The 25,900-nt window shown below is 66.9% G+C and carries 28 protein-coding genes; 20 read left to right on the top strand and 8 right to left on the bottom strand.

Annotation, left to right across the window (positions count from 1 at the left end):
- The first annotated feature begins 10 nt into the window (after positions 1–10).
- The 7 genes from ABIC44_RS14360 (at position 11) to ABIC44_RS14330 (ending at position 6,862) form a co-directional block, all read left to right on the top strand.
- Positions 11–1,813, top strand: coding sequence for an ABC transporter ATP-binding protein/permease (locus tag ABIC44_RS14360; protein WP_354296228.1), 1,803 nt, complete (start codon positions 11–13; stop codon positions 1,811–1,813).
- A gap of 39 nt (positions 1,814–1,852) precedes the next feature.
- A complete protein-coding gene (locus ABIC44_RS14355; protein ID WP_354296227.1) occupies positions 1,853–2,179 on the top strand; it encodes a thioredoxin family protein in 327 nt (108 codons plus the stop codon).
- The gene (locus ABIC44_RS14350; protein ID WP_354296226.1) at positions 2,176–3,033 is read left to right on the top strand and encodes a hypothetical protein; all 858 of its coding nucleotides are present in this window, start codon (positions 2,176–2,178) and stop codon (positions 3,031–3,033) included. The genes ABIC44_RS14355 and ABIC44_RS14350 overlap by 4 nt, the downstream gene beginning before the upstream one ends.
- Before the next feature lie 510 nt (positions 3,034–3,543).
- On the top strand, positions 3,544–5,151 hold the full coding sequence (locus tag ABIC44_RS14345) for a bile acid:sodium symporter family protein (RefSeq protein ID WP_354296225.1): 1,608 nt from the start codon (positions 3,544–3,546) through the stop codon (positions 5,149–5,151).
- Entirely contained in the window at positions 5,151–6,125 is a 975-nt protein-coding gene (locus ABIC44_RS14340; protein ID WP_354296260.1) for an amidohydrolase, read from the top strand. The genes ABIC44_RS14345 and ABIC44_RS14340 overlap by 1 nt, the downstream gene beginning before the upstream one ends.
- An 82-nt stretch (positions 6,126–6,207) precedes the next feature.
- Positions 6,208–6,519, top strand: coding sequence for a hypothetical protein (locus ABIC44_RS14335; RefSeq protein WP_354296224.1), 312 nt, complete (start codon positions 6,208–6,210; stop codon positions 6,517–6,519).
- Positions 6,520–6,544: 25 nt separating this feature from the next.
- Positions 6,545–6,862: a 2Fe-2S iron-sulfur cluster-binding family protein gene (locus ABIC44_RS14330; RefSeq protein WP_354296223.1), complete on the top strand. Its 318-nt coding sequence runs from the start codon at positions 6,545–6,547 to the stop codon at positions 6,860–6,862.
- A 460-nt stretch (positions 6,863–7,322) separates the two neighbouring features.
- Here ABIC44_RS14330 and hemA read toward each other — a convergent pair whose 3' ends face one another.
- Positions 7,323–8,564: a 5-aminolevulinate synthase gene (gene hemA / locus ABIC44_RS14320; RefSeq protein WP_373424665.1), complete on the bottom strand. Its 1,242-nt coding sequence runs from the start codon at positions 8,562–8,564 to the stop codon at positions 7,323–7,325.
- A 146-nt stretch (positions 8,565–8,710) separates the two neighbouring features.
- On the bottom strand, positions 8,711–9,508 hold the full coding sequence (gene murI / locus ABIC44_RS14315) for a glutamate racemase (protein ID WP_354296222.1): 798 nt from the start codon (positions 9,506–9,508) through the stop codon (positions 8,711–8,713).
- 105 nt (positions 9,509–9,613) lie between these two features.
- Here murI and plsY point away from each other — a divergent pair, with 105 nt between their 5' ends.
- The 4 genes from plsY to topA all read left to right on the top strand — a co-directional run bounded on the left by plsY (position 9,614) and on the right by topA (position 14,500).
- Complete coding sequence (plsY, locus tag ABIC44_RS14310) at positions 9,614–10,219, top strand: glycerol-3-phosphate 1-O-acyltransferase PlsY (RefSeq protein ID WP_354296221.1); 606 nt, start codon at positions 9,614–9,616, stop codon at positions 10,217–10,219.
- Positions 10,212–11,291: a DNA-processing protein DprA gene (gene dprA, locus ABIC44_RS14305; protein ID WP_354296220.1), complete on the top strand. Its 1,080-nt coding sequence runs from the start codon at positions 10,212–10,214 to the stop codon at positions 11,289–11,291. Before plsY ends, dprA begins: the two co-directional genes overlap by 8 nt.
- Positions 11,288–11,794 carry a GNAT family N-acetyltransferase gene (locus tag ABIC44_RS14300; protein WP_354296219.1) on the top strand — a complete coding sequence of 169 codons (507 nt, stop codon included), beginning with the start codon at positions 11,288–11,290 and terminating at the stop codon, positions 11,792–11,794. Before dprA ends, ABIC44_RS14300 begins: the two co-directional genes overlap by 4 nt.
- Positions 11,795–11,908: 114 nt before the next feature.
- Entirely contained in the window at positions 11,909–14,500 is a 2,592-nt protein-coding gene (gene topA, locus ABIC44_RS14295) for a type I DNA topoisomerase (protein WP_354296218.1), read from the top strand.
- Between the two features lie 127 nt (positions 14,501–14,627).
- Here topA and ABIC44_RS14290 read toward each other — a convergent pair whose 3' ends face one another.
- The 3 genes from ABIC44_RS14290 to panC form a co-directional block, all read right to left on the bottom strand.
- Positions 14,628–14,876 (bottom strand): hypothetical protein, encoded by a 249-nt coding sequence (locus ABIC44_RS14290; RefSeq protein ID WP_354296217.1) that lies wholly within the window; start codon positions 14,874–14,876, stop codon positions 14,628–14,630.
- Between the two features lie 55 nt (positions 14,877–14,931).
- Positions 14,932–15,234, bottom strand: coding sequence for a hypothetical protein (locus ABIC44_RS14285; protein ID WP_354296216.1), 303 nt, complete (start codon positions 15,232–15,234; stop codon positions 14,932–14,934).
- Between the two features lie 76 nt (positions 15,235–15,310).
- The gene (gene panC, locus ABIC44_RS14280; RefSeq protein ID WP_309691785.1) at positions 15,311–16,153 is read right to left on the bottom strand and encodes a pantoate--beta-alanine ligase; all 843 of its coding nucleotides are present in this window, start codon (positions 16,151–16,153) and stop codon (positions 15,311–15,313) included.
- A 75-nt stretch (positions 16,154–16,228) separates the two neighbouring features.
- Here panC and ABIC44_RS14275 point away from each other — a divergent pair, with 75 nt between their 5' ends.
- Genes ABIC44_RS14275 through pgmG form a run of 3 tightly spaced genes read left to right on the top strand, consistent with a single transcriptional unit; the run spans position 16,229 to position 18,714 of the window.
- The gene (locus ABIC44_RS14275) at positions 16,229–17,056 is read left to right on the top strand and encodes a division plane positioning ATPase MipZ (RefSeq protein WP_307102313.1); all 828 of its coding nucleotides are present in this window, start codon (positions 16,229–16,231) and stop codon (positions 17,054–17,056) included.
- Between the two features lie 22 nt (positions 17,057–17,078).
- On the top strand, positions 17,079–17,348 hold the full coding sequence (locus ABIC44_RS14270; RefSeq protein WP_354296215.1) for a DnaJ domain-containing protein: 270 nt from the start codon (positions 17,079–17,081) through the stop codon (positions 17,346–17,348).
- Positions 17,341–18,714 carry a phosphoglucomutase/phosphomannomutase PgmG gene (gene pgmG / locus ABIC44_RS14265; RefSeq protein ID WP_354296214.1) on the top strand — a complete coding sequence of 458 codons (1,374 nt, stop codon included), beginning with the start codon at positions 17,341–17,343 and terminating at the stop codon, positions 18,712–18,714. Before ABIC44_RS14270 ends, pgmG begins: the two co-directional genes overlap by 8 nt.
- 136 nt (positions 18,715–18,850) lie before the next feature.
- Here the strand turns inward: pgmG and ABIC44_RS14260 are convergent, their stop codons facing one another.
- Positions 18,851–19,957, bottom strand: a complete 1,107-nt coding sequence (locus ABIC44_RS14260) for a M14 family metallopeptidase (RefSeq protein WP_354296213.1) — start codon at positions 19,955–19,957, stop codon at positions 18,851–18,853.
- A gap of 4 nt (positions 19,958–19,961) precedes the next feature.
- Positions 19,962–20,579: a DUF4136 domain-containing protein gene (locus tag ABIC44_RS14255; protein ID WP_307102305.1), complete on the bottom strand. Its 618-nt coding sequence runs from the start codon at positions 20,577–20,579 to the stop codon at positions 19,962–19,964.
- Between the two features lie 187 nt (positions 20,580–20,766).
- Between ABIC44_RS14255 and ykgO the strand changes: the two genes are divergently transcribed.
- Complete coding sequence (gene ykgO / locus ABIC44_RS14250; protein WP_003046794.1) at positions 20,767–20,892, top strand: type B 50S ribosomal protein L36; 126 nt, start codon at positions 20,767–20,769, stop codon at positions 20,890–20,892.
- Between the two features lie 12 nt (positions 20,893–20,904).
- Complete coding sequence (locus ABIC44_RS14245; protein ID WP_354296259.1) at positions 20,905–21,561, top strand: HAD family hydrolase; 657 nt, start codon at positions 20,905–20,907, stop codon at positions 21,559–21,561.
- Positions 21,562–21,661: 100 nt separating this feature from the next.
- On the opposite strand, the gene ABIC44_RS14240 is transcribed toward ABIC44_RS14245, so the two are convergent.
- Positions 21,662–22,264: a L,D-transpeptidase family protein gene (locus ABIC44_RS14240; protein WP_354296211.1), complete on the bottom strand. Its 603-nt coding sequence runs from the start codon at positions 22,262–22,264 to the stop codon at positions 21,662–21,664.
- A gap of 198 nt (positions 22,265–22,462) precedes the next feature.
- Between ABIC44_RS14240 and ABIC44_RS14235 the strand changes: the two genes are divergently transcribed.
- The 4 genes from ABIC44_RS14235 to aac(6') all read left to right on the top strand — a co-directional run bounded on the left by ABIC44_RS14235 (position 22,463) and on the right by aac(6') (position 25,737).
- The gene (locus ABIC44_RS14235; RefSeq protein ID WP_354296210.1) at positions 22,463–23,191 is read left to right on the top strand and encodes a murein L,D-transpeptidase catalytic domain family protein; all 729 of its coding nucleotides are present in this window, start codon (positions 22,463–22,465) and stop codon (positions 23,189–23,191) included.
- Between the two features lie 178 nt (positions 23,192–23,369).
- Positions 23,370–24,032, top strand: coding sequence for an ATP phosphoribosyltransferase (hisG, locus tag ABIC44_RS14230; protein WP_261271083.1), 663 nt, complete (start codon positions 23,370–23,372; stop codon positions 24,030–24,032).
- Positions 24,029–25,324 carry a histidinol dehydrogenase gene (gene hisD, locus ABIC44_RS14225; RefSeq protein WP_354296209.1) on the top strand — a complete coding sequence of 432 codons (1,296 nt, stop codon included), beginning with the start codon at positions 24,029–24,031 and terminating at the stop codon, positions 25,322–25,324. The genes hisG and hisD overlap by 4 nt, the downstream gene beginning before the upstream one ends.
- Entirely contained in the window at positions 25,321–25,737 is a 417-nt protein-coding gene (gene aac(6'), locus ABIC44_RS14220) for an aminoglycoside 6'-N-acetyltransferase (protein WP_354296208.1), read from the top strand. Before hisD ends, aac(6') begins: the two co-directional genes overlap by 4 nt.
- Positions 25,738–25,900: the final 163 nt, after the last annotated feature.

Here is a 25,900-nt window from a genome sequence, read left to right as displayed (position 1 = left end):
TGATGCGCCGATGATGCCGCAACCCACCCAGAGCGGGGAGGTCCGTCGCGAGACGGGCCTCGCCCCAACCCAGGCCGCCACCGCCCGCTGGGCGGACGCATGGCGGCTGGTCAGCGGCTATTGGCGGTCGTCCGACTGGAAGTTCGCGTGGTTCGCGCTGATCATCCTGTTCTTCTTCCAGTTCGGCACGGCGTTCATCATGCTGCGCGCCAATCGCTGGCAGCAGCATTTCTTCGACGCCATCGAACAGCGCGATCAGGCGCAGATGGTGCCGTTGCTGATCGTCTTCCTGGGCATCATGGCGATGCAGATCGCCATGATCCTCACCGAGAATTTCATCGACGGCCTGTTGTCGATCCGCTGGCGGACCTTTCTGACCCGCGACTATCTCGACCGCTGGATGAGCCGCAACCGCTACGCCGAGATCGAGCGATTGCGGATCATCGACAATCCCGACCAGCGTATCGCTGACGACCTGAACGCCATCACCGCGGCACTGGGCATGACGATCGGGGCGCTGCATATCGTCATGCGCCTGATCGGATCGATCGTGACCGGCGTCACCTTCGCGATGATCCTGCTGGAGACCGCGCCGCCGATCCGCTTCTCGCTGGGCGGCACCGCAATTTCCATTCCGGGCAGCACCGTCTGGTATGCCGTTGCCTATGCGATCATCGGCTCGTGGCTGACGGCCAAGATCGGCCAGCCCTTCGTCCGCGCGATGATGCGCCAGCAGCACCGCGAGGCGGATTTCCGTGCCGGGCTGATCCATGTGCGGCGCAATGCGGCGCAGATCGGGCTATCGGGCGCGGTCTCCACCGAGCGCGAGGCCTTGCATCAGGCGTTCGACGCAGTGCGGACCAATTTTCGCTCCGTCATCTACAGCTCGTTGGGCATCACCGCGGCGGGCAGCGTCTATGACCGGATGGGGACGGTCCTGCCGTTGTTCATCATGGTGCCGGGCTATTTCGCAGGGACCATGACCTTCGGCCAGTTGATGGCGGGCCGCGACGCCTTCGGGCAGCTGGGGATGCAGCTCGGCTATTTCGTCAAGAGCTATCAGCTGATCGGTCAGCAAGTCAGCTACTTCAACCGTATGAAGGGGCTCGACGACGCACTGGACGATGTGCGGCCTGCCGGAATTGCCGTGGGTACGGGCACCGCTCCGGGTGTCGTCCTGGCGACGCAAGATCTGGCGCTCCACCTCCCGCATGGCGAGGCGCTGGCGATCGTCGGCGACTGGACCGTGCGCAAGGGCGAACGCTGGGCGGTGCGGGGGGCCTCGGGCACCGGCAAGTCGACGCTCGTGCGCGCGCTGGCGGGGCTGTGGCCCGATGGGCAGGGCAGCGTTGCGCTGGCGCATGACAGCCGGGCGATGTTCGTGCCGCAGCGGCTTTACCTGCCGCAGGGTACGCTCAAGGCGGCGGTCTGCTTCCCCGATCGGCCCGAGGAGCATGGCGATGCCGAAATCGCCGCATTGCTCGGTCAAGCACGGCTCGGCCATCTGGTCGACGAGATGCATGCCCTGCGCCTGTGGCAGGAAGAATTGTCCCCTGGTGAGCAGCAGCGGATCGCCCTCGCCCGTGTCCTCCTGCACCGCCCCACCCTGCTGGTGCTCGACGAGGCGACGAGCGCGCTCGACGCGGGCAATGCGCGCCACTTCTATGACAGTGCCCGCATGGCCCTGCCCGACACCACGATCATCAGCGTGGTACATGACGAGACGCTGTTTGCGCACCACAGCCATATGCTGATCTTCGCCGACGGTGGTGCGATCGCCACTGTCATCGACCGGGCAATGACAGGCGACTGAGTTCGCCGCGACACGACGGCAGAGAGGATTTCCAACACAATGACGGGCAAGGTTATCGAAGTCACGGGCTCGGACGTCGCCGCGGTCATCGCGGAGCGAGACGGTTTGATCCTGTTCGATCTTTGGTCCCCGACATGCGCCCCGTGCCGAGCGCTAGCCCCGATCCTCGACGATCTGGCGGCCGACTTCGCCGACGAGTTGCAAATCTGCAAGCTCGACGTCGAGGCGGACAAGGCGATCGCCAAGCCGTTCGCGGCGAGGGCACTGCCGACCTTGGCGCTGTATCGCGCCGGCATGGAGATCGACCGGATGGTCGGCCTGAAATCGCGCGGGCAATTGACCGCTTGGCTTGAAAGCCATTTATGACTCGCGCCTTTGGGGGCGATCCCGCGATCAAGGCCGCACTGCTCGCCAGACTGGAAAGCCATATCGCCAATAGCACGCTTCGCTTCGGCGGCACATCCTGGGACGGCTCGGGGGGCAGCCCGTTGGGCGTGTCTACCGAAGGGGGGGATAGCGCCGACTATGCGACCCGGTTCGGCTACCCGCTCGCAATAGCCGGCTTGCTGGATCCGTTGATCGCTTATGCCGCGCCCGGCCAGATGAGCACCGTCGCGCTGCGCTGGGTAGAGTGCGTCGAGGTGGGCGCCGACCTCTCGCCGATCCCGCAAAGGATCGTCGACCATTTCCTGACAGCTATGGGGTCTGAGCGCCTCGCAGCATCGCCCTATGCCGAGGTACAGGCGCTGCACTGCGCCGAGGCATCGGGCGTTGCCATTCATCGCAGTGAATGGACCGCAGCACGCCGCCGTATCGAAGCGGCCGCGGAAGCGGCGTTACCGCAAAGCCCCGAGCGTGCCGCGCTCAACGCGTGCGCCACCGCGTGCTGGCCACTGCAAACGAGCAGCTCGATCTTGCCGACGCTGATCTTGGTTTGGCTTCATGACGTCAATCGGCAAGCAGATCCGGCGTTCGGAGAATTCGAGCGCAAGCGCGCCATGGCCATGCTTGACGAAATTTACCAACAAACTCAGCCCATGCGCGACAAAGGGGAGGCGGTCGACATTCCAGCCCTGTTCCGCATGCGCGATCCGGTCCTCGCGGCAGGCTTCGAGGCATCGCTGAAACGCGCGAATGCCCGCTACCTTGACCGTGCCCGGTCCGCTCCGGGCATAGTACTCGCCTATCTTGCCGCTGCCAAATTACGAAAGGCCCCTTGAAGGATGAGACGGGAGCCTTCAGCGATGATCGCTCCGATACTCTACGCGCTTCCCGCAGCATTCAATCGGCGCGCTACGCTCGGGATTTCGCCTCAACCATGACCAGCACGGCCTTCCGCGCCACGGGTTCCCGCGTCCACTATAGTTCTGACGTATCAAATCCCGGAACACTGGCTGGAAGCACCGCATACGGCTATTTCCAGCGTTGACGATCAGACATTCACAAGAGGCGGCCTGAACGGTTAGCATGGGTCGAATATTGCCGGGAATAACCGGCGCATCGTGGGACAAACCGGCCGTTCCCTGGCAACATGCAGAACGGCAGGTTCGTTCAACAGGCGACATTCGGCTCTGCTCGACGGGCGCGTCTTCGCTACAGCAATTGGGCCCGGAGCGGACGGGCAGCTTGGCCGCCGAGGAGGGGCAAGATACCCAGCGGGATTGCCGGGTCGCTATCTGGATCGTTATCTATGGTGTCAAAGCGCAACGCGGTTGGAGTGGGATTTTGGCATGAAGGTATTTTGGTCTTGGCAGAGTGATCGCGACCCGAAGCTCCACCACTACTTTGTACGCGACGCGATCAAGGAAGCGTGCAAGCTGATCGCGAGCGATCCGGACTACGAGGAGGCAGATCGCCCCGAGGTCGACCATGACACGAAGGGCGTAACCGGCTCGCCCGACATCGCGAGCACCATCTTGGGCAAGATTGCGTCGGCGAACGTCTTCATCGCCGACATGACGCCGGTGGGAACGACAGACCCCGCCGCGCTGCAGCCGGGTGTCGCAGAAGAGAAGAAGTCCGAGCCGAAGTTCCTGCAGAACCCGAACGTCATGTCCGAACTCGGCTATGCGGAGCGCGCTCTGACCACGAGCCGCATTCTCCTAGTGGCAAATGGGGCTCACTACCCGGGCGCGCAGGCACTGCCATTCGACTGGCGCCATCGAAGCGGGGCCAAGACCTACATGCTCGCAGATGGTGCCACTAATGCTGAGATCGCTACAGAGCGGAAACGGTTCGCCCAAGTGCTGAAGGCGTGCATACAGCCGATCCTGCTAGCGCAGATGGCGGCGAAGCCCGAACCACGCGAGGTCATATGGCAGCCGGCGAGTCCGTCCGATCCCGCGGTATGGGAGGGCGCGGACGCCGGGCTGCAGTTCCGCAACCGGTCGATGGAGGAGGGCCGCCGCGAGGTCCGGCTCTCCGATGGAAAGCGCATCTTTGCCCGCCTCGTGCCGACGGAATGGACGGTGCCGCCGCGTGCAGACCTCGAGCCGCGCGTCAGTGGGGTCGGGCTCGTCGTTCGCAGCCGGGATGGCGACTGGGGGCTGAACGCTGAAGGCGCCCTGTCGGTATGGGGCCGCATCGACGGCGAGCGCAACGAGATGCGGGTCTGGAACGCCACCCAGTGGTTCCGCACCACCGGCGAGATCTGGGCGGTCAACGCGATCGGGTTGCTGTTCCTGACGTTGCTGCCCTCGACGGTGCAGTCGTCGATCGCGCTGACCGCCGTCGCGCGCGGCAATGTGGCCGGCGCGGTATGCAGCGCATCGCTTTCCAACGTGGCAGGCATTTTCGTCACGCCCCTGCTGGTCGCATTGCTGATCGGCGGCGGGCAGCATGGCTATGCCTTCGGATCGATCACCCCCATCGTCGCGATGCTGTTGCTACCGTTCGTTGCGGGGCATTTGTCCCGGCCGTGGATCGGTACCACGACCGAACGACATCGGCGGGCAACGACGCTGGCGGATCGCGGATCGATCCTGCTGGTGGTCTATACCGCATTCAGCGCGGCGGTGGTCGGCGGATTATGGCACCGGGTGTCGCCCGGCGACCTCGCGGCGGTCGTGGCGCTATGCGCGCTGGTGCTGGCCGCCGTGCTGCTACTGAGCGCCGCGATCGGGCGGTGGTGCCGCTTCGACCGGGCGGACCGGATCACGCTGCAATTGTGCGGTTCGAAGAAGAGCCTGGCGGCGGGCGTGCCGATGGCGGGCGTCTTGTTCGCCATGCCGCAGGTCGGGGCCATCGTGCTGCCGCTGATGCTGTTTCATCAGATGCAGCTGATCGTCTGCGCGATGCTGGCCCGGCACTATGCGGCCGATGCGGAGCGCCCGCTGTGATGCCGGCGACCGTGCCGATGCTGACCGCGGTGATGATGGCCGCGGTCCCGGTATCGGTAGCCGCCGCGGCGCCGACGAGCGATGCCGATCGCCGCGCGATCCTCGCCGAGGTCGCTGCCACCGCACCTGAAATGGAACGCGCGGCGCTGGCGATCTGGGACTATGCCGAGCAAGGATTTCAGGAAACGCGTAGTTCGGCGCTGTTGCAGGCGCAGCTGCGTGCCGCCGGCTTCACGGTACAGGCTGGGGTGGCCGGCATGCCCACCGCATTCGTCGCCAGGTTCCGCACCGGCGATGGTCCGGTGATCGGCCTGCTCGCCGAATTCGACGCGCTGCCCGGACTAGCGCAGGCCGCCCTGCCCCACCGCGAGCCAATCGCCGGTCGGGACGCAGGCCATGCGTGCGGTCACAACCTGCTGGGCGCGGCGACGGTCGCGGCTGCGGTCGCCGCGCGGCGCTGGATGGCGGCGAATCATGTAGCCGGGGAGCTGCGCGTCTATGGCGCCCCGGCAGAGGAAGGCGGGTCGGGCATAGTGTTCATGGTCCGCGCCGGATTGGTGCGCGATATCGATGCCATGCTCCACTGGCATCCCGGCGACCGCAATTTCGCGTCGCAGGGACGGACGCTGGCCAATATCAGCGGCACCTTCCGGTTCACCGGCATCGCCAGCCATGCCGCGGTCGCACCCGAACGCGGCCGATCGGCGCTGGACGGAGTCGAGGCGATGGACTTGATGGTCAACCAGATGCGCGAGCATGTGCCGCAGGAGACCCGCATCCACTATGTCATCACCAATGGCGGGAAGGCGCCCAATGTCGTGCCCGAAACCGCCGAAGTCTATTATTACGTCCGCCACCCCGATCGCAGGTGGTACGCGACGTCTTCGACAGGGTGGACAAGGCCGCCCGGGGCGCGGCACTGGGCACCGGCACCACGGTCCGCTTCGACCAAGTCGGCGGTGTTTTCGGGCTGATGCCGAACGACACGCTGGGGCGGGTGATGCTCGCCAATCTGACCCGGGTCGGCGGCGTTACCTATTCGCCGGCGCATCGGGCATGGCATCCACCGATGTCGGCGACGTCAGCCATGTCACGCCCACCGCCGGGATAACCGCCGCGGCATGGGTGGCTGGAACCGCGCCACACAGCTGGCAGGCGACTGCCGCCAGCGGATCGCCGGTCGGCATCAAAGGCGCGGACGTCGCGGCCCGGACGCTGGCGCTCAGCGTCGCTGACCTCTTCAACACGCCCGCCACGCTGGCAGTGGCACGTGCCGAACCCGATCGGCGGTGCGGCGCCCGGTTCACCTATCGCGCACTGCTCGGCAATCAACCGCCGCGACTGGACTATCGTCGGCCACTGCGCTGATACACATTCTTGAAGGAGACGGGGTTTGGGTTGGATCATCCTGCGCACGCAAGACGGCAGGGAACGTCGGATCGAGGCGGCATATGGCCTGACGGTCATGGACATTCTGAAGGATGCCGGCGTCGACGACCTGCTGGCACTATGTGGCGGCTGCTGTTCGTGCGCGACGTGTCACATTTATGTCGGGGACAATCGATCGGGCAGGTTGCCACCGATGAGCGAGGACGAGAACGACCTGCTCGACAGCACCGACAATCGCACGGCAGGTTCGCGCCTATCCTGCCAGTTGCCATTCGATGAATCGCTGAACGGCTTGCGCATATCAATCGCCCCGGACGATTGATACGGCGGTCTACCGTATGACTTGGCAAGATCATGGCCGCAAATTATTCTAGCATTACAGTTGGGTTTTGATTGGACATGTGACCGTTAACAGGCGACTTGATGACAATACGACGGATTTCTCGTGAACTGCCCGCGATGACTGGTCGGTTGCGTAGTTAGTTGATACGAGCCTGTGATGCCAGCCTGGGCGGGAGGCGGAGCGTAGGTGTTTGATCCCACAGTTTGATGGTGTGATCCTTTCGTTGGAATGGAAGGATGCCGTATGGGCCAGGTACGTCATAGGTGCGCCACGACTAGCTCCGGACGCACCTCGCCGACTTCATAGCCGCCTGCAACCTCGCCCGCCGGCTCAAGACGCTCGACGGGCTCACACGCTACGAAGCCATCTGCAAAGCATGGCAGAACGAGCCAGACCGCTTTACATCAAACCCGCACCATCAAATGCCGGGATCAAACACCTAGGCCGCCATCTTGAGCTCAAGGCGTTCCCAGATCTCGACCAGGGCCGACACCAGTTCCGCCATCATCGCCTCGTCATGCGCCGGGCCCGGCGTGAAGCGCAGGCGTTCGGTGCCGCGCGGGACGGTCGGATAATTGATCGGCTGGACGTACATGCCATATTCGGCGAGCAGGATGTCGCTGATCTTCTTGGCCTTGACCGGGTCGCCGACCATCACCGGCACGATATGCGTCTCACCCAGCATCACCGGCAGCCCCGCGTCGCGCATCATCGCCTTCAGGCGGGCGGCGGCAGCCTGCTGGCCCTCGCGCTCGACCGCGCTTTGCTTGAGGTGGCGGACGCTCGCCAGCACGCCCGCGACCAGCACCGGCGACAGCGAGGTGGTGAAGATGAAACCCGGCGCATAGGAGCGGATCACGTCGACGATCATCCGGTCGGCCGCGATATAGCCGCCCATCACGCCGAACGCCTTGCCCAGCGTCCCCTCGATCACGGTCAGCCGGTGCGCGACCCCGTCCCGCTCCGAAATGCCGCCGCCGCGCGCGCCGTACATGCCGACCGCATGGACCTCGTCCAGATAGGTCAGCGCATTATACTTGTCGGCGAGATCACAGATCGCCGCGATCGGGGCGACATCGCCCTCCATCGAATAGACGCTTTCGAACGCGATCAGCTTGGGCACGCCCGGATCGGCCGCCGCCAGCAGTTCCTCGAGATGCGCCAGGTCGTTGTGGCGGAAGACCCGCTTCTCGCACCCCGAATTGCGGATGCCCGCGATCATCGAGGCATGGTTAAGTTCGTCGGAGAAGATCACGCAACCGGGCAGGATCTTGGCGAGCGTGGCCAGCGTCGCCTCGTTGGAGACATAGCCGCTGGTGAACAGCAGCGCGGCTTCCTTGCCGTGCAGGTCGGCCAGTTCGCCTTCCAGATCGACATGATAATGGGTGTTGCCGCCGATATTGCGCGTGCCGCCCGATCCCGCGCCGACATCGTGCAGCGCTTCCTCCATCGCGGCGATGACCTTGGGATGCTGTCCCATCGCCAGATAGTCGTTGGAGCACCAGACCGTGATCGGCTTGGGTCCGTTATGACCGGCAAAGCAGCGCGCATTGGGGAACATGCCCTTGTTGCGCAGAATGTCGATGAAGACGCGGTAACGTCCCTCGGCGTGCAGGCGGTCGATCGCCTGGGTGAAGACGCGGGAATAATCCACGCGCACGTCCGTACCGTCCATGCTCATGGGTTGGGAATGTAGGACGATGCGGCGAGCGATGCGAGTCGATAACCGCGATGACTGTGATCGATCATGGTGGACATATTGTCCCAGCGCCCCCACGGTTCCCGATGCGGATGGCTCGCAAGCCCCGTTCGGGCGGGCGAGCGAAGCTATAGCGCCTCGATCTGCGAAAAGCCGCGCGCCGCCAGTCCCGGTCGCAGGGCGGCCTCGCGCTCGCCCAGATGCGTGAACACCGCCACCCCCTCTCCCGCCGAGTCGGGCCAATCCTGCCCCTGGGTCAGAAACGCGATTCGCCGCGCGATTCCCGGCCCGCCATCGACGAAGCGCACCGGACGCGGTGCCGCCGCCGTCAGTTCGGCCTCGACCAGCGGGAAATGGGTGCAGGCGTTGACGATCACGTCGATCGCCTCGCCCCCCGGCTGGCCGAACAGCCCATCCAGCACCGCCGCGAAGGATTCGGACGATGGCGTCTCGCCGCGCAGCCTGGCCTCGGCCAGTTCGACCAGCTCGGCCGAGCCGTGCCGGATCACCCGGCAATCGCCCGCGAACCGCGCCGCCAGATCGTCGACATAGGCCTGTCGCACCGTCGCGCGCGTGCCAAGCACGCCGATCACCCGCGTCTCGCTCATCGCCGCCGCCGGCTTGATCGCGGGCACGGTGCCCACCACGGCCACGTCCAGCGCGGCGCGGACCGCGGGCAGCGCGATGGTCGAGGCGGTGTTGCAGGCGATGACAATCAGCCTTGGCCGATACCGCTCCGCCAGCCGCCCCAGTAGGGCGGGCACCCGCCCGGCAATCTCCGCCTCGGTCTTTTCGCCATAGGGAAAGCCCGCGCTGTCCGCGACATAGACGAATGGCGCGGTCGGCAGCAGGGCGCGCGCGGGCCCCGCGATCGACAGTCCGCCGACGCCGGAATCGAAGAACAGGATGGGACGCGCATCGCTCATCCCGCCGTCTTTAAGCGCCCCCCGACGCCGAGGCCAGAGCGGGCCGCGATTGGACAGGCCGGGATCGCTGTTCTATGTCTGTCCCGGAGAACCGGGGGAAGACCATTGCCGACCGACATCATCTGGGGACCGCCGAGCTGGGCCTTGCTGATCGGCTATCTGCTGGGGTCGATTCCCTTCGGCATCATCCTGACCCGGATGGCGGGCGCGGGCGACCTGCGCAGCATCGGATCGGGCAATATCGGCGCGACCAATGTGTTGCGCACCGGCCGCAAGGGACTAGCCGCCGCGACGCTGATCCTCGACATGTTGAAGGGGGTCGCCGCCGTGCTGCTGGTCCGCCACTGGCTGCCCGGCCAGGAGGCCCTGGCGGCGGCGGCGGCGTTCGTCGGCCATTGCTACCCGGTTTGGCTGAAGTTTCGCGGCGGCAAGGGCGTCGCCACGCTGATGGGCGTCGTCACGGCGCTCTACTGGCCGCTGGGCCTGGTCTATGCGGTGGTCTGGCTGGGCCTGCTCGCCACCATCCGCATCTCGGCGGTGGCGGGGATGATCGCGGCGATCAGCGCGCCGCTGGCCGCCGCCGTGCTCGGCCGGTTCGACCTGGTCCTGCTGCTGATCGCGCTCGCGCTGATCGTCGTGTGGAAGCACGGGTCGAACATCGAGCGGCTGCTGGCGGGCACCGAGCCGCGCATCGGCAAGACGCGTGGCTGACGCCCGGTTCGCGCAGCTCCGGCTGCTGCGGACGCACGGCATCGGTCCCGTCACCTGGCGACAATTAATGGCGCGCTTCGGCGCGGCGGAGGCGGCGCTGGACGCGGTGCCGATGCTCGCCCGGCGCGGCGGCGGCGATGGCCCGCGCATCCCCGATCCCGCGCTGATCGCCCGCGAGATCGAGGCGGTCGCACGGCTCGGCGCGCGGCATGTCCTGCTGGGCGAGGCCGAGTATCCGCCGCTGCTCGCCGAGCTCGACACCGCACCACCCGCGCTGATCGTGCGCGGCGACATCGGGCTGGCCCATCGCGGCGGGGTGGCGCTGGTCGGCGCGCGCAACGCCTCGGCCGCGTCCTGCCGCTTCGCGCGCGGGCTGGCACAGGATCTGGCGGCGCAGCATGTGCCCGTCACCTCGGGCCTGGCGCGGGGGATCGACACCGCGGCGCATCTCGGCGCGCTGGAGGGCGGCACGATCGGCGTCATCGCCAGCGGCATCGACATTGCCTTTCCCCCCGAAAATGCCCGGTTGCAGGAAGAGGTGGCGACGCGTGGCCTGCTGATCGCCGAACAGCCGCCGGGGACCCAGCCGCTGGCCCGCCACTTCCCCTCGCGCAACCGGATCATCGCAGGACTCGCGCAAGGCACCGTGGTGGTCGAAGCCGCGCCGCGCTCCGGCTCGCTCATCACCGCGCGGCTGGCGGGCGAGGCGGGGCGCGAGGTGATGGCGGTGCCCGGCCATCCGGCGGACCCGCGCGCGCAAGGCTGCAACATGCTGATCCGCGAGGGCGCGACGCTGATCCAGTCGGCGGGGGACATTCTCGAACAGATCCGCCCGATCGACCCGCGCATGGTCCGCGCACCGGACAGCGCCTACACCCCGCCGCCGCCGCAGGAGGCGAGCGATGCCGACCGGCGGCGGGTCGGCGACCTGCTCGGCCCGGTGGCGGTGAGCGTGGACGAACTCATCCGCCAGAGCGGCCGCCCGCCCGCCATCGTCCAGACGATCCTGCTGGAACTGGAGCTGGCCGGACGGCTGGAGCGCCATGCGGGCGGCCGGGTGGCGCTGGCATGATCCAGACCGAACGCCTGGCCCTGCGTCCCTATGAGGTGGCGGATTTCGACGCCTATGCCGCGATGGTCGCCGATCCCGTCGTGGTCCGTCACGCCGGTCCGCCGATGTCGGGCGAGGAAGCGTGGATGCGGCTGTTGCGCTTTATCGGCTATTGGTCGGTATTCGGCCATGGGATGTTCGCGGTGTTCGACCGGGCCACCGGGCAGTATCTCGGTGAGACGGGCTTCATGGATTTCCGCCGCGAGGTCGTGCCGAAACTTTCACCCTCTCCACCGGAAGCGGCCTGGGTCTTCACCAGCGCCGCGCATGGCAAGGGCTATGCGTTCGAGGCCGCGACCGCCGCGCATCGCTGGATGGAGCAGCATCATGCGCCCGCCGCGACCCAGTGCATCATATCGCCCGTCAATCTCGGCTCGATCCGCCTGGCGGAGCGGCTGGGCTATGCTTTGCACGACCGGCCGACCTATCGGGGGGAGGCGCTGCGTTTCGTTCGAGAGCGTTGAACGGGGCACCCGCCCCCGCCCGAACCTCCACCGCCAACGACCCAACCCCGCTTGACGGCCCCCCGCCCCCTCCCCATCCTCGCGTACGCACATAAGGGACGCGTTTCACCACTCATGCAGCTTGTCATCGTCGAATCGCCGGCCAAGGCGAAGACCATCGAGAAATATCTGGGTTCGGACTACCGCGTCCTGGCGAGCTATGGTCACGTCCGCGACCTGCCGCCCAAGGACGGCTCGGTCGATCCCGACCAGAATTTCGCGATGGAGTGGGAGAATTACGCGGACAAGGCGCGCCAGCTCAAGGCGATCGCCGACGAGGCCAAGAAGGCCGACCGCCTGATCCTGGCCACCGACCCTGATCGCGAGGGCGAGGCGATTTCGTGGCATGTGCAGGAGGTGCTGAAGAACCGCAAGGCGCTGCCCGACAAGGTCGAGCGGGTGACTTTCAACGCGATCACCAAGCCCGCCATCCTGCACGCGATGCAGAATCCGCGCGAGCTGGATACCGACCTGATCGACGCGTACCGGGCGCGCCGCGCGCTCGACTATCTGGTGGGCTTCACCCTGTCCCCGGTGCTGTGGCGCAAGCTGCCCGGCGCCAAGTCGGCGGGGCGCGTGCAGTCGGTGGCGTTGCGCCTGATCGTCGGGCGCGAGCGCGAGATCGAGGCGTTCAAGCCCCAGGAATATTGGTCGGTGACGGCCGATATGGAGCAGGACGGCACGCCCTTCGTCGCGCGTCTGGTCCAGTGGGAGGGCAAGAAGCTCGACCGGCTGTCGATCGGCACGCAAGGCGACGCGACCCGCGCCAAGGCGGATGTCGAGGCGGGCCGCTTCCAGGTCCAGTCGGTCGAGACCAAGCCCGCGACGCGCAACCCGCCGCCGCCCTTCACCACCTCCACGCTGCAACAGGAGGCCGCGCGCAAGCTGGGCTTCTCGGCCGATCACACCATGCGGATCGCGCAGCAGCTCTATGAGGACGGCGCGATCACGTACATGCGTACCGACGGCGTCCAGATGGACGGGTCGGCCATCTCGGCGGCGCGCAAGGCGGTGGCCGATCGCTATGACGCCTCCTATGTCCCCGACAAGCCGCGCGTCTATCAGTCCAAGGCGAAGAACGCGCAGGAAGCGCACGAGGCGATCCGCCCGACCGACTTCTCGCGCGATCGTGCGGGTTCGGGCGATCATGGCCGCCTCTACGACCTGATCTGGAAGCGTGCGCTGGCGAGCCAGATGGCCTCGGCGCGGATGGAGCGGACCACCATAGACATGGCCGACGGCACCGGCCGCCATGTCCTGCGCGCGACCGGCCAGGTCGTGCTCTTCCCCGGCTATCTGGCGCTCTATGAGGAAGGCCAGGACGACAGCCAGGACGAGGAGGCGCGCCGCCTCCCCCGCCTGCGCGAAGGCGATGCGCCCGCCAAGAAGGAGGTCAAGGCCGAGCAGCACTTCACCCAGCCGCCGCCGCGCTTCTCCGAGGCGTCGCTGGTCAAGCGGATGGAGGAACTCGGCATCGGGCGTCCGTCCACCTATGCGTCGATCATCAAGACGTTGAAGGACCGCGCCTATGTCCGCGTCGAGAAGAATCGCTTCTTCGCCGAGGAGAGCGGGCGTCTGGTGACGGCGTTCCTGGAACGCTTCTTTGAGAAATATGTCGGTTACGACTATACCGCCGAGCTGGAAGAGGAGCTGGACGACGTGTCCGGCGGCCGCGCCCAGTGGCAGGCGGTGCTCGACGCCTTCTGGCGCGACTTCAAGCCGCGCACCTCGGAGGTGATGGAGCAGCAGCCCTCGGCCATCACCGCCGAGCTGGACCAGTTTCTCGCGCCCTATCTCTTCCCCGAAAAGGCCGATGGCTCGGACCCGCGCCTGTGCCCCAATTGCGGCGAGGGCAGGCTGGCGCTGCGCGGCGGCCGGTTCGGCGCGTTCATCGCCTGCTCCAACTATCCCGAGTGCAAATATACCCGCCGCTTCGCGCAGGGGGGCGAAGGTGCGGGCGAGGATTCAGGGCCGGAAACGCTGGGCCAGGACCCCGAAACCGGACTGCCGGTCGAGCGCAAGTCGGGACGCTTCGGTCCCTATATCCAGCTGGGCGAGGGCAAGGACGCCAAGCGCGCCTCCATCCCCAAGGATGTCGATCTCGATCTGGAATGGGCGCTCAAGCTGCTCAGCCTGCCGCGCACCATCGGCAACCACCCCGAGACGGGCGAGCCGATCACCGCGTCGATCGGGCGCTATGGCCCCTATCTGGCGCATAGCGGCAAATATGCCCGCCTGACCTCGACCGCCGAAGTGTTCGAAACGGGCATGAACGCCGCCGTGGTCAAGCTGGCCGAAGCGGCGGCGGGCGGCGGGCGCGCCGCGCGGGGCACGGCGTCGCGCGAACCGCTGAAGGTGCTGGGCAAGCATCCGCGCACCGAGGCGGAGATCAAGCTGATGGAGGGGCGCTATGGCCCCTATGTCACGGACGGCGAGACGAACGCGACCATCCCCAAGACGGTCGACAAGGACCAGCTGACGCTGGAAGAAGCCGCGCAGCTGATCGACGCGCGGGCGGCGGCGGCTCCGGCCCGCAAGAAACCCGCGAAGAAGGCCGCGGCCAAGAAGGCGCCTGCCAAGACGGCGGCCAAATCCGCGACGGAAAAGAAGGCCCCGGCCAAAAAGGCCGCGCCCAAAAAGACGGCTGCGAAAAAGGCAGCGGACTGATCGCGATTGCATGACGGCGTAAATGGTCGGCGGGGATTAAGCCTCGTCGATCATTCCCGTCGGCCGATGACGGAGCCGTCACCGCCCCTGCGATCCCGAATGCCCCATGTCGCGGACATGGCGGCCTCTACGCTCCGCCTTTCCCCTGCACCGGGAATATCTTGTTCAGCATTCGCCGTGCGAGAAGACCGAGCAACAGCCCGATCAGCCAGACGAACGACCTGCCTCTTGCGTTATTGACCACCATCCCGTGCGGTAAATGGCCGTATCGCTCCAGCATGATCGTGACCGACATGCTTACCAATGTCGCGACCCCGACATGAACGGCGACGCGCCCGAGACTGAGGGTCACCTGGCCGTCAATCTTGTCGTCCATCGCCCCCCCCAAATCGAAAACGATCAGGGCCATTTATCGGCGGGGTGTCAGGACCTCAAGCCGCACGCATCTGCGGGAGATGGCCGTAGAGCATGGCGCGGGCCTGGCGCTGCGCTTCGGCGATTTCGCGCGCGGTCATGTCTTCGGCCACTTCGGACCGTGCGATCTGCGCGGGCAGGAAGCCCGCGACCGCCGCCAGGTTGAACCATTTGTGCGCTTCGATCAGGTCCAGGCGGGCGCCGCCCGAGCCAGTCGAAAAGGCGACGCCCAGATCGTACATCGCCGCGCCGTCGGTCGCCATCTGGTCGGCGATCCGGCTTTCCATCAGGAACTGCGCGGATTTGCTGCTATTGGCCATATCCATGCCCCTCTTGCGGACACCGTGTCCACGAGCATGGGTCTATGGCCATAACGGTCACAAATTGGTTAATTCATTAACCGAGTGTGATAGCGATATTATCGATCAGTCTGGTCGATCCCATACGCGCGGCCGCCAGCAGGCGACGGGGGCGGTCGGCGGCGGGATCGGGGGCCAGCGTCTCGGCATCGGCCAGGGCGACATAGTCCACCTCGAACCCGGCGGCGGTCAGCGTGGCGCGGGCATCGGCCAGCACCGTCGCCACCTCCTCGCCCCGCCCGATCGCCCGCGCGGCGACGCCCAGCGCGCGGGGCAGCGCCACCGCCTTGGCCCGCTGTTCCTCGTCGAGATAGATGTTGCGCGACGACAGCGCCAGACCGTCATCGTCGCGCTGGGTCGGCACGCCGACGATATCGATGGGGAAGTCGAGATCGGCGACCATGCGGCGGATCACCGCCAGCTGCTGGAAATCCTTTTCGCCGAAATAGGCCGCGTCGGGGCGGACCTGGTTGAACAGCTTGGCGACGACGGTGGCGACGCCGTCGAAATGGCCGGGACGCGCCTCGCCGTCAAAACCCTCGCTGACGCCCGCGACATGGATGGTGGTCGCATGCCCCTCCGGATACATGGTCTCGACGCTGGGCATCCAGACGGCATCGCATCCCGCCTCGGTCAGCATGCGCAGGTCGGACGCCTCGCGCCGGGGATAGCGGCCCAGATCCTCGCCCGCGCCGAATTGCCGGGGATTGACGAAGATCGACGCGACCACCTTGGTGCCCGGCCGCTTCGCCGCCTCGATCAGCGCGATATGCCCGGCATGGAGCGCGCCCATGGTCGGCACGAACGCCACGCGCGCCCCCTCGGCCCGCAACGTGCCGAGCGTCGCGGCCAGCGCTTCGCGATCCCGAATGACTTCCACTGATTTTACCCCTCGTTCCCCACGCCGAGGGCTTCTATGAAGGGTGGCAACGGGGATCAATAAGGAAGCGACGAGTTGCCGGAGCGGCTATCTTCAACCCACGTAATTGTTTTTGCCAATGAAAAAGGTGGCACTGGCAAATCGACGACGGCGGTCCATGTCGCCATCGCTTTGGCCGCCAAGGGGGCCCGAGTCGCCTGTCTTGATCTGGATCATCGCCAGCGCACCGTCGGCCGGTATCTGGAGAATCGCGCCGAGACGATCCGGCGTACCGGCCATGCCCTGCCCATGCCGGTCCATGCGACCCACACCACCCAGACCGAGGAGGGGTTCGAGGAGCTGTGGTTCGGCCTGTCGCAGGATGCCGACTTCCTGATCGTCGACACGCCGGGCCGCGACGACCATTTCGCGCGGACGGCAGCGGCCCTGTCCAACACGCTGGTCACGCCGATGAACGACAGCTTCGTCGATTTCGACCTGATCGGCCAGGTCGATCCGGAGAGTTTCCAGGTCACGCGCCCCAGCTTCTATTCCGAGCTGATCTGGGACGCGCGCAAGCAGCGGGCGCGGGCCGACGGCACCACCATCGACTGGGTCGTGCTGCGCAACCGGCTTCAGCATATCGAGGCACGCAACATGCGCCGCGTGTCGGACGCGCTGACCCAGTTGTCGCGCCGGGTCGGCTTCCGGATCATTCCGGGGCTGGGCGAGCGGGTCATCTATCGCGAGATGTTCCCCAACGGCCTGACCATGATCGACTCCAAGGAATTCGGCGCGATGGGGCTGGGCCATGTCGCCGCGCGGCAGGAACTGCGCGAGATGATGGCCGCGCTCCAGCTGCCCGAGCCGGGCGAGGACGGTTCCGCGCTGGGCGGCACGACCGAAACCGACGCGGCCGCATGATCGGATACGGGATGCGGACGGCGTGAAATGGCTGATCGCGCTGGCGGTGATCTGGCTGGTGTGGCGCTACATGCCCCGCCCCGCCAGGACGGCGCGCACGCCCCGCCTGCCGCGTGACGAGGCGGAGGCGCTGGCGATCCTCGACCTGCCGCCGCATGCCGATGTCGAGGCGATCCGCCAGGCGCATCGGCGGCTGGTGAGCCAGGTCCATCCCGATCGCGGCGGTTCGGCCGAACTCGCGCGGCGGGTGAACGCCGCGCGCGACCTGTTGCTGGACCGGCGTGGTGGCTGAACGCGCCGCCGCGATCCATCCCAGCGCGTGCCGCGAATATGACGTGCGCGGCACCGTGCCCGAGACGCTGGACGAAGCCGCCGCCTATGCGGTCGGGCGCGGCTTTGCCAGCCGGGTGCGGCGCGCGGGCGGCTCCCGCGTCGCGGTCGGGCGCGACGGCCGGCTCAGCTCGCCCGCGCTCGAGGCCGCGCTGGTCGAGGGGCTGTGCGAAAGCGGCGTCGATGTCGTCCGGCTGGGGCTGGGCCCCACCCCGATGGTCTATTTCGCCGAGGCGACCCTAGGGGTGGACGGCGCCGTACAGGTAACGGGCAGCCACAATCCCCGCGACGACAATGGCTTCAAGATGGTGCTGCACCACCGCCCGTTTTTCGGCGAGGATGTGCAGGACCTGGCGCGGATGGCGCGGACGCGCGACTGGACCATAGGCCAGGGGCGGGTGAGCGAGCACGCCATTCTCGACGCCTATGTCGACCGGCTGATGGCGGGCTATGCCGGGGGTGCCTATCGCATCGGGTGGGACTGCGGCAGCGGCGCGGCGGGCCCGGTCATCGAGAAGCTGGTCCAGCGCCTGCCGGGTGAGCATCACACGCTGTTCACCGATGTGGACGGTCATTTCCCGCATCATCACCCCGATCCGACGGTCGAGGGCAACCTAGACGCGCTGAAGCGACTCGTGGCCGAGAAGTCGCTCGACTTCGGATTCGCTTTCGACGGCGACGGCGACCGGATCGGCGCGATCGACGGGCTGGGCCGCGTGATCTGGGGCGACCAGATCCTAATGCTGCTGGCCGGGCCCGCACTCGCCGAGCATCCCGGCGCGCCGATCGTCGCGGACGTGAAGGCCAGCCAGGCGCTGTTCGACCATATCACGACGCTGGGCGGCCAACCGGTGATGTGGAAGACCGGGCACAGCCTGATGAAGACCAAGATGGCCGAAACCGCCGCACCGCTGGGCGGCGAGATGTCGGGCCATATGTTCTTCGCGGGCGAATGGTACGGCTTCGACGATGCGCATTATGCCGCGATCCGCCTGATCCGCGCGGCGCATCTGGCAGGCCGCTCGATGACCGAGCTGCGCGGGGCGATGCCCGCGATGGTCGATATTCCCGAAACGCGGATCGTCATATCCGAATCGGACAAGTTCGCGATCGTCGACCGGGTGGCGGCGGCGCTGGCCCGTGACGGGGCCGAGGTCAACGACACGGATGGCGTCCGGGTGCGGACGGCGGATGGCTGGTGGCTGTTGCGGGCGTCCAACACGCAAGCCGCGCTGACCGTGCGGGCCGAGGCCGGGGATGCGGCGGGGCTGGAGCGGGTGCTGGCGGAGCTGGACCATTACCTCGCGATGGAGGGGGTGCGCCGGTAGCGCCGGGCCTGGCCTTCGACTTCGCTCAGGCCGAACGAAGGTTGGGGAAATCGGCGTAACGTCCGTCGCTCCGTTCAGCCTGAGCGCAGTCGAAGGCCAAGGGACGCCCCTCCGGAGCGCCCCCCCCACTCCCCGATCAGATGTCCCCGATCATCTCCGACAGCACTTCCAGGCACGACACGCCCAGCTTCGCCGACCGCTCGCCCGACCAGCCATGGACCGCGTCGGGATTGGGATCATGGTCCTTGAACGGCATTTCCAGCGTCACCGACACCGCGCCGAACCGCTCGGCGAGCTGGTTGGTGGACATGGCGAGGTTGGCATTGCCCGCGCTCGCCTTTTCATAGCCCATCTGGGTCTGGAAATCGGGGGTGTGCGCGGCCAGGCGGCGACCGAATTCATAGAATTTGGCGCCATGCTCCTCGGTCCAGCTGGGAATCCCCTCGAACCCGGCGATGAAGTTCGCCGGGATCGCTTCGTCGCCATGGACGTCGATCGCGAAGTCGACGCCGGTCCGGTCCATGCGGTCGCGCACGCACAGCACTTCGGGGCTGCGCTCGGGGGTGGGCGCGTGCCATTCGCGGTTGAGGTTCACCCCCACCGCATTGGTGCGCAGATGCCCGCGCCGCGTGCCGTCCGGATTCATGTTGGGCACGACATGCACGGTCGCCGCCGCCAGCAGCGACTCCGCCGCCGGGCTGGTCAGCCAGTCGAGCGCCCCCTCCATCCACCATTCGGCCATCGATTCGCCCGGATGCTGGCGGGCATAGAGCCACACCTGCTTCGCACCCGAACCGAGGCGGAAATAGTCGATCGGCTGGCCGTCGAGCGTCTGGCCGATCTCTTCGTGATGGACGCCGCGCGCGGCGATCCGCGCGACCAGATCGTGGTGGCGCTCCATCGTATAGGGCTCGAAATAGGCGAACCAGACCAGGTCCGACTCGCCCGTCCACTGCCATTCGATCACCCCGTCGGCATAGCGGGTCGGGGTCATGCGCCAGTCCTGCCGGTCAGTCGAGGCGCGGACATGATAGCCCGGCCAACCATCGGCAAAGGCCGACCCGGCACCGTTCAGGATACGGAAGGTCAGCGTGCGCCCCTTCACCCCACCGGCCCGGAAATAGAACCACTGGTAGAAGTCCGAATCCCGGTCGTTCACGATCTCCAGGTCGACCCGGTCGCCCTCGATCCCGACAAGGCAGATATTGCCGCCGTCGAAGGCGGCGTTGATGGTCAGCGTCATCGCCTTACTTCACCTCGATGGTGCGGCCCGACTCGCCGGGGAATTTGGTGAACAGCGCATCGGCCAGCTTGGCGGCCTGGGCCTGGGCATCGACCTTCGCCACCGCCTCGATCGGGGCGATGTTGCGCGCGCTGCCTTCCCAGATCGGCGACTGGTCGGCGCGGCGCTTGATCTGGACCGACAGCTCGGTGCCGATGATCTCCTGCGGACGGCTCTTGCCGATCGGGAAGCTGACGCCCCCGCCCAGCCCGACGCCACCGCCACGACCGCCCGAGAAGCTGCCGCCGCCCAGGCCGATCGAGAAGGGCGACGGGCGCGGCGGGCCCAGCCGGTTGGCGCGGGTGAAGGCCACGGTCGCGATATAGTCGGGCTGCGCATCGCCCTGGGGCAGCGTATAGCCGTTGCGGAGCAGCGCGGTTTCGACCGCGGCGGCATAGGTCTTGAACTCGATGCTGGCCGGGCCGGTGTTCGACAGCGGCTCGACCCGAACGGTCCCGCGCGCGATCGGCTCGCCCAGATGATAGCGAATCACCTCGGTCGGCGGCAGGCGCCCACCCGTGGTGGAACAGGCGGCCAGCGTTCCGGCGGCGGCCGCGAGGATCAGGAGCGAGCGGGCTTTCATGAGTGGGGGGCACCTTGAAGATGTTACGGATGGGCAACGCATGACATATGGGGGTTGATCCAGCGGCGGAAGAGGCCGCGTGGCGGATGACCCTCATGTCATGCCCCAACCTTGACTTGGCCGCCCTTTGCCACTAGGCGGCGACGCTTTCCAGATCACCCTCCAGTTCAAAAGAAGCGAATCGATCATGAAGATCCGCAATTCCCTGAAGTCGCTCAAGGATCGCCACCGGGACAACCGCGTGATCCGCCGTCGCGGCCGCACCTATGTCATCAACAAGACCAACCGTCGTTTCAAGGCGCGCCAGGGCTAATCGCTCTTGGGGCTGATCGAACAGGACGAGGCTGGCGGCGTGTCCGCGGCCCGTTCCGATCGGCCGACCGCCGTCATCTTCGACGTCGGTCGCGTACTCTACGACTGGGATCCCCGGATCCTGTATCGGCGCCTGATCGCGGACGATCGGGCGCTCGATGCATTTGTCCGCGATGTCGTCACGACCGAATGGCATTTCCAGCATGATGCGGGCCGCGACTTCGCCGACACCTCGGCGGAGCTGATCGCGCTATACCCGCAGCATCGCGACCTGATCGCCGCCTGGGGCCCGCGCTTCGGCGAGAGCATCGGCGATCCGATTCCGGGGATGCACGAACTGGTCGCCGAACTCGATTCGGCGGGCGTCCCGCTGTTCGCGATCACGAACTTCAGCCATGAATTCTGGCCGCCCTTCCGGGCGCGCGAGGCGGCGTTGTTCGATCGCTTCCGCGCCATCGTGGTGTCGGGCGACGAAAAGCTGGTGAAGCCCGACCCCGCCATCTACGCCCTCGCGCTCGCCCGGTTCGGGCTGGAGCCGGGGCAGGCGGTGTTCATCGACGACAATCGCGCCAATATCGATGCGGCGGCGGCGATGGGAATCCATGCGCTGCATTTCACCGACGAGGCGACGCTTCGGCCGCAGCTTCGGGCGTTGGGGTTGGTGGCATAGGTCTTCGCGTGGCCTTCGACTTCGCTCAGGCTGAACGGGGTTTGGGGGTCGATACCAACGGCCGTTCACGCTGAGCGAAGTCGAAGCGCACGGGAATCCCTCACCGCACCAGCGACGCCAGCTGCGCCTGATTGGCCTGGCTCGCCTCGGTATCCAGCAGCGCCGGATCGAGATGATCCCCGACCATCTGGTCGGTGACGATCACATTGGTCCCCACCGTGGTGATCGAGAACAGCTTCTTGGCGAAGGCGCTGGGCAGCCGGATGCAGCCATGCGAATCGGGAAATCCGGGGTTGTTGCCCGCGTGCAGCGCCACGCCGTCCCAAGTCAGCCGCTGCATGAACGGCATAGGCGCCGAATTGTAGAGATTGCTGCGATGCATCTCGCGCTTCTGCAGGATCGGGAAGATGCCGACCGGCGTGTCCTTGCCATCCTTGCCCGTCGACACCGACGCCGCCGCGATCATCGTGTCGCCACGATAGACATAGGCGCGCTGCATCGGCAGGCTGACGACGACCGTCACCGGCTGGACGACCGGATCGACCGCCGCCATTTGCGGATCGGCCCAGACGAATCGGTTGGGCGCCAGCGCGGCGGCGGCCTGGGCGATGGTGGCGGTGGCAGGCCCCTCTTCGGCAAAAGCGGGTGCGGCGAAACCCAGAGTGGTCACCCCGAGCAGGGCGGCAAAAGCGAAAGCCTTCATATCCCTTTTCCTTGGCGAGTTCATAATTTCTTAAACACGTCAAGCCACATTTGGTGCCGAGCGAAATTTTTTACGCTGAGCCGGAACTTTCGCCGAATCGATGGAACCAAGCGATCAACCGATAGGGGGAAGGGCAGAAAAACGGACCCTTCCCTGCTATCTAGGAGTCGCGGGAATTCTGGGGTTTGAAGGATCATAATGCTCGAAAATCTGGACGCTGCGCCGGGTCGGCGCGCGCTGTTGAAGAACGCGCTGGTGTTGGCCGGGGCGCTCGCGGTTCCGGGTGCGGCAACGGCCCGGGGTCGCCTGACCGCGGGGGATCTCCGCCCACTTCGCCAGCCGCCGGTTCCGAAACATCCCACGCTGCCCGGTGCGCCCGATCCGATCCCGGCACAGCCGATCCTGGCCTCGTCGCGGGTGGTGCGTCCGGAACTGCTGCGCGCGGCGATGGCGTCGCTGCAACGGCATAACGGGCGGATCGGCCAGCGCGACCGGATGGCGATCGTCGACTTTGCGGTCGGCTCGTCCGAACCACGCCTCCACCTGATCGATCTGGTCAGCGGCAAGAGCCAGTCGCTGCTCGTCTCGCATGGCAGCGGGTCGGACCCGTCGCACAGCGGCTATCTCCAGCGTTTCTCTAATGCGTTCAACTCGAACGCCAGCAGCGAGGGCGCCTTCCTGACCGACGACTATTATGTCGGCAAGCATGGCCGGTCGCAGCGTCTCGTCGGGCTGGACCCGACCAACGACAATGCGCTGGGCCGCGCGATCGTGATCCATTCGGCCTGGTACGCCAATCGCGACATGATCCGCACCCATGGGATGCTGGGCCGCAGCCAGGGCTGCTTCGCGGTCGGCGAGAACGACTTGGACCGGGTATTCGCCAATCTCGGCCCCGGCCGGATGATCTACGCCGCGAAGGTGTAAATCCAATCCTCCCCAAGCTTTGCTTGGGGAGGGGGACCGCCGCGAAGCGGTGGTGGAGGGGCAGGGCGTTCTCGACAGGGTGACACCCCTCCGTCATCGCTGACGCGATGCCACCTCCCCTTGCAGGGGAGGATAAGAATTGCGATCCCCGATGGCGGGGGTTAAGCCCCCGATCCTCATGGTCCAGCCGCTCATCATCGCCGTCCCCAAGGGACGCATCCTGGCCGAGGCGCTGCCGCTGCTCGCCGCCGCCGGCATCCGGCCCGAACCGGCCTTCACCGACAAGGACAGCCGCGCGCTGCGCTTCGCGACCGATGTCCCCGGCATCGAGCTGATCCGCGTCCGCGCCTTCGACGTCGCCACCTTCGTCGCGCATGGCGCGGCACAGCTGGGCATCGTCGGATCGGACGTGCTGTCCGAATTCGGCTATTCCGAGCTGTATGCGCCCGTCGACCTGAAGATCGGCCATTGCCGCATCTCGGTCGCCGAGCCCGTCGCGATGGCGGAGGGCGACGATCCGCGCGGGTGGAGCCATGTCCGCGTCGCGACCAAATATCCGCATATCACCAGCCGCCACTTCGCCGCGCGGGGCGTGCAGGCCGAGTGCGTCAAGCTGAACGGCGCGATGGAGCTGGCCCCGACGCTGGGCCTGGCACCGCGCATCGTCGACCTGGTGTCGTCGGGCCGCACGCTGAAGGAAAACGGGCTGGTCGAGGTGGAGGTGATCGAAGAGGTCACCTCGCGCCTGGTCGTCAACCGCGCCGCGATGAAGACGCGCAGCGCCGTGGTGCCGCTGGTCGAGGCGTTCCGCCGCGCGGTGGCCGAGAGGGAAGCGGCATGATCCGGCTGAACACGCAAGAATCGGGCTTTGCCGCCGCGTTCGACGAACTGGTCGATGCCCGGCGCGAGAGCGATGCCGATGTCGCGCGCGACGTGCAGGTGATCCTGCGCGCGGTGCGTGACGATGGCGAGGCGGCGGTGGCGGCCTTCACCAAGCAGTTTGACGGCCACGACCTGGCTGAAACCGGCTGGCGGATCGAACCGGCCGACTGCCGCGCCGCCTATGAGGCACTGGAGCCCGAACTGCGCGCCGCGCTCGACCTCGCCGCCGCGCGCATCCGCGCCTATCACGAAAAGCAGAAGCCGACCGACACCGACTATGTCGATGCGCAGGGCGTACGGCTGGGCGCGCGCTGGACGGCGGTGGACGCGGCCGGGATCTATGTTCCCGGCGGCCGCGCGGCCTATCCCTCCTCGCTGTTGATGAACGCGATTCCTGCCAAGGTGGCCGGGGTCGAGCGGCTGGTAATGGTCACGCCGACCCCGAAGGGCGAGATCAACCATCTCGTCCTCGCCGCTGCGCATCTGGCGGGCGTGGACGAGGTTTGGCGGGTCGGCGGCGCACAGGCGGTGGGCGCGCTGGCTTATGGTGCGGGCCGCATCCAGCGGGTCGATGTCGTTACCGGCCCCGGCAATGCCTGGGTCGCGGAGGCCAAGCGCCAGGTGTACGGCATGGTCGGCATCGACATGGTCGCTGGCCCCTCCGAGATCGTCGTGGTGGCCGACGGCAGGAACGACCCCGACTGGATCGCCGCCGACCTGCTGAGCCAGGCCGAGCACGACACCGTCACCCAGTCGATCCTGTTCACCGACGATGCCGACTTCGCGACCCGCGTGGCCGAAGCCGTCGACCGGCAGATCCCCGAACTGGCGACCGCCAGCGTCGCGCGCACCGCCTGGGATGCGAATGGCGCGATCATCGTGGTCGATTCACTGGAGGCCGCGATGCCGCTGGTCGACCGGCTCGCGCCCGAGCATCTGGAGCTGGCGGTGGACGATCCGCAGGCCCTGTTCGACCGGCTGCGCCATGCGGGCTCGGTGTTCCTCGGCCGCCATACCCCCGAAGCGATCGGCGATTATGTCGCCGGGCCGAACCATGTCCTGCCCACGGGACGCCGCGCGCGCTTCGCCAGCGGGCTGTCGGTGCTCGACTTCATGAAGCGGACCAGCTTCCTGGGCCTGACCGAGACCGCGCTGGCCGAACTCGGCCCCGCGACGGTCGCGCTGGCGCATGCCGAGGGGCTTCCGGCGCACGCCAAGTCGGTGGCGCTGCGCCTGCGGCTCAACCGATGATCGTCGCGCCCGCCGCGCCGGAGCATCGGGAAGGATGGCTGGCGTTGCGGGCGGGGCTTTGGGGCGAGGAAGCGGGTGATCCGGCGGATTTGCCCGAGGGTGACGGCAATTTCGTTGCGCTGCTGGACGGCCGGGTGATCGGCTTTGCCGAGGCGGCGGTGCGGCGGGATTACGTCAATGGGTGCGACGGCTCGCCGGTGCTGTTTCTCGAAGGGCTGTATGTCGATCCGGGCCATCGCCGCCAAGGAGTGGCCGGGGCGCTGGTCGCGGCGGTGGCGGGTTGGGGCCGGGCGCAGGGCTGTGCCGAGTTTGCGTCAGACGCCGAGCTGGCCAATACCGACTCGCATGCGATGCACCGCGCGCTGGGGTTCGTCGAAACCGAGCGGGTGGTGTATTTCCGTAGGGAGTTGTGAGGGTTTCGGCCCTTGGCCTTCGACTTCGCTCAGGCTGAACGGAGGGTGGGAAACGGGGCTGGACACCAAACCCCGTTCAGCCTGAACGAAGTCGAAGGCCACGCCCCGCACCCCCCGCCCCCCCCCCCCCCCCCCCCAAAAAAGAACACAATTTGGGCACCCC

This window comes from Sphingomonas sp. 1185 (assembly GCF_040544655.1).
Lineage (GTDB): Bacteria > Pseudomonadota > Alphaproteobacteria > Sphingomonadales > Sphingomonadaceae > Sphingomonas.
This window is presented reverse-complemented; position numbering and strand designations above follow the sequence as displayed.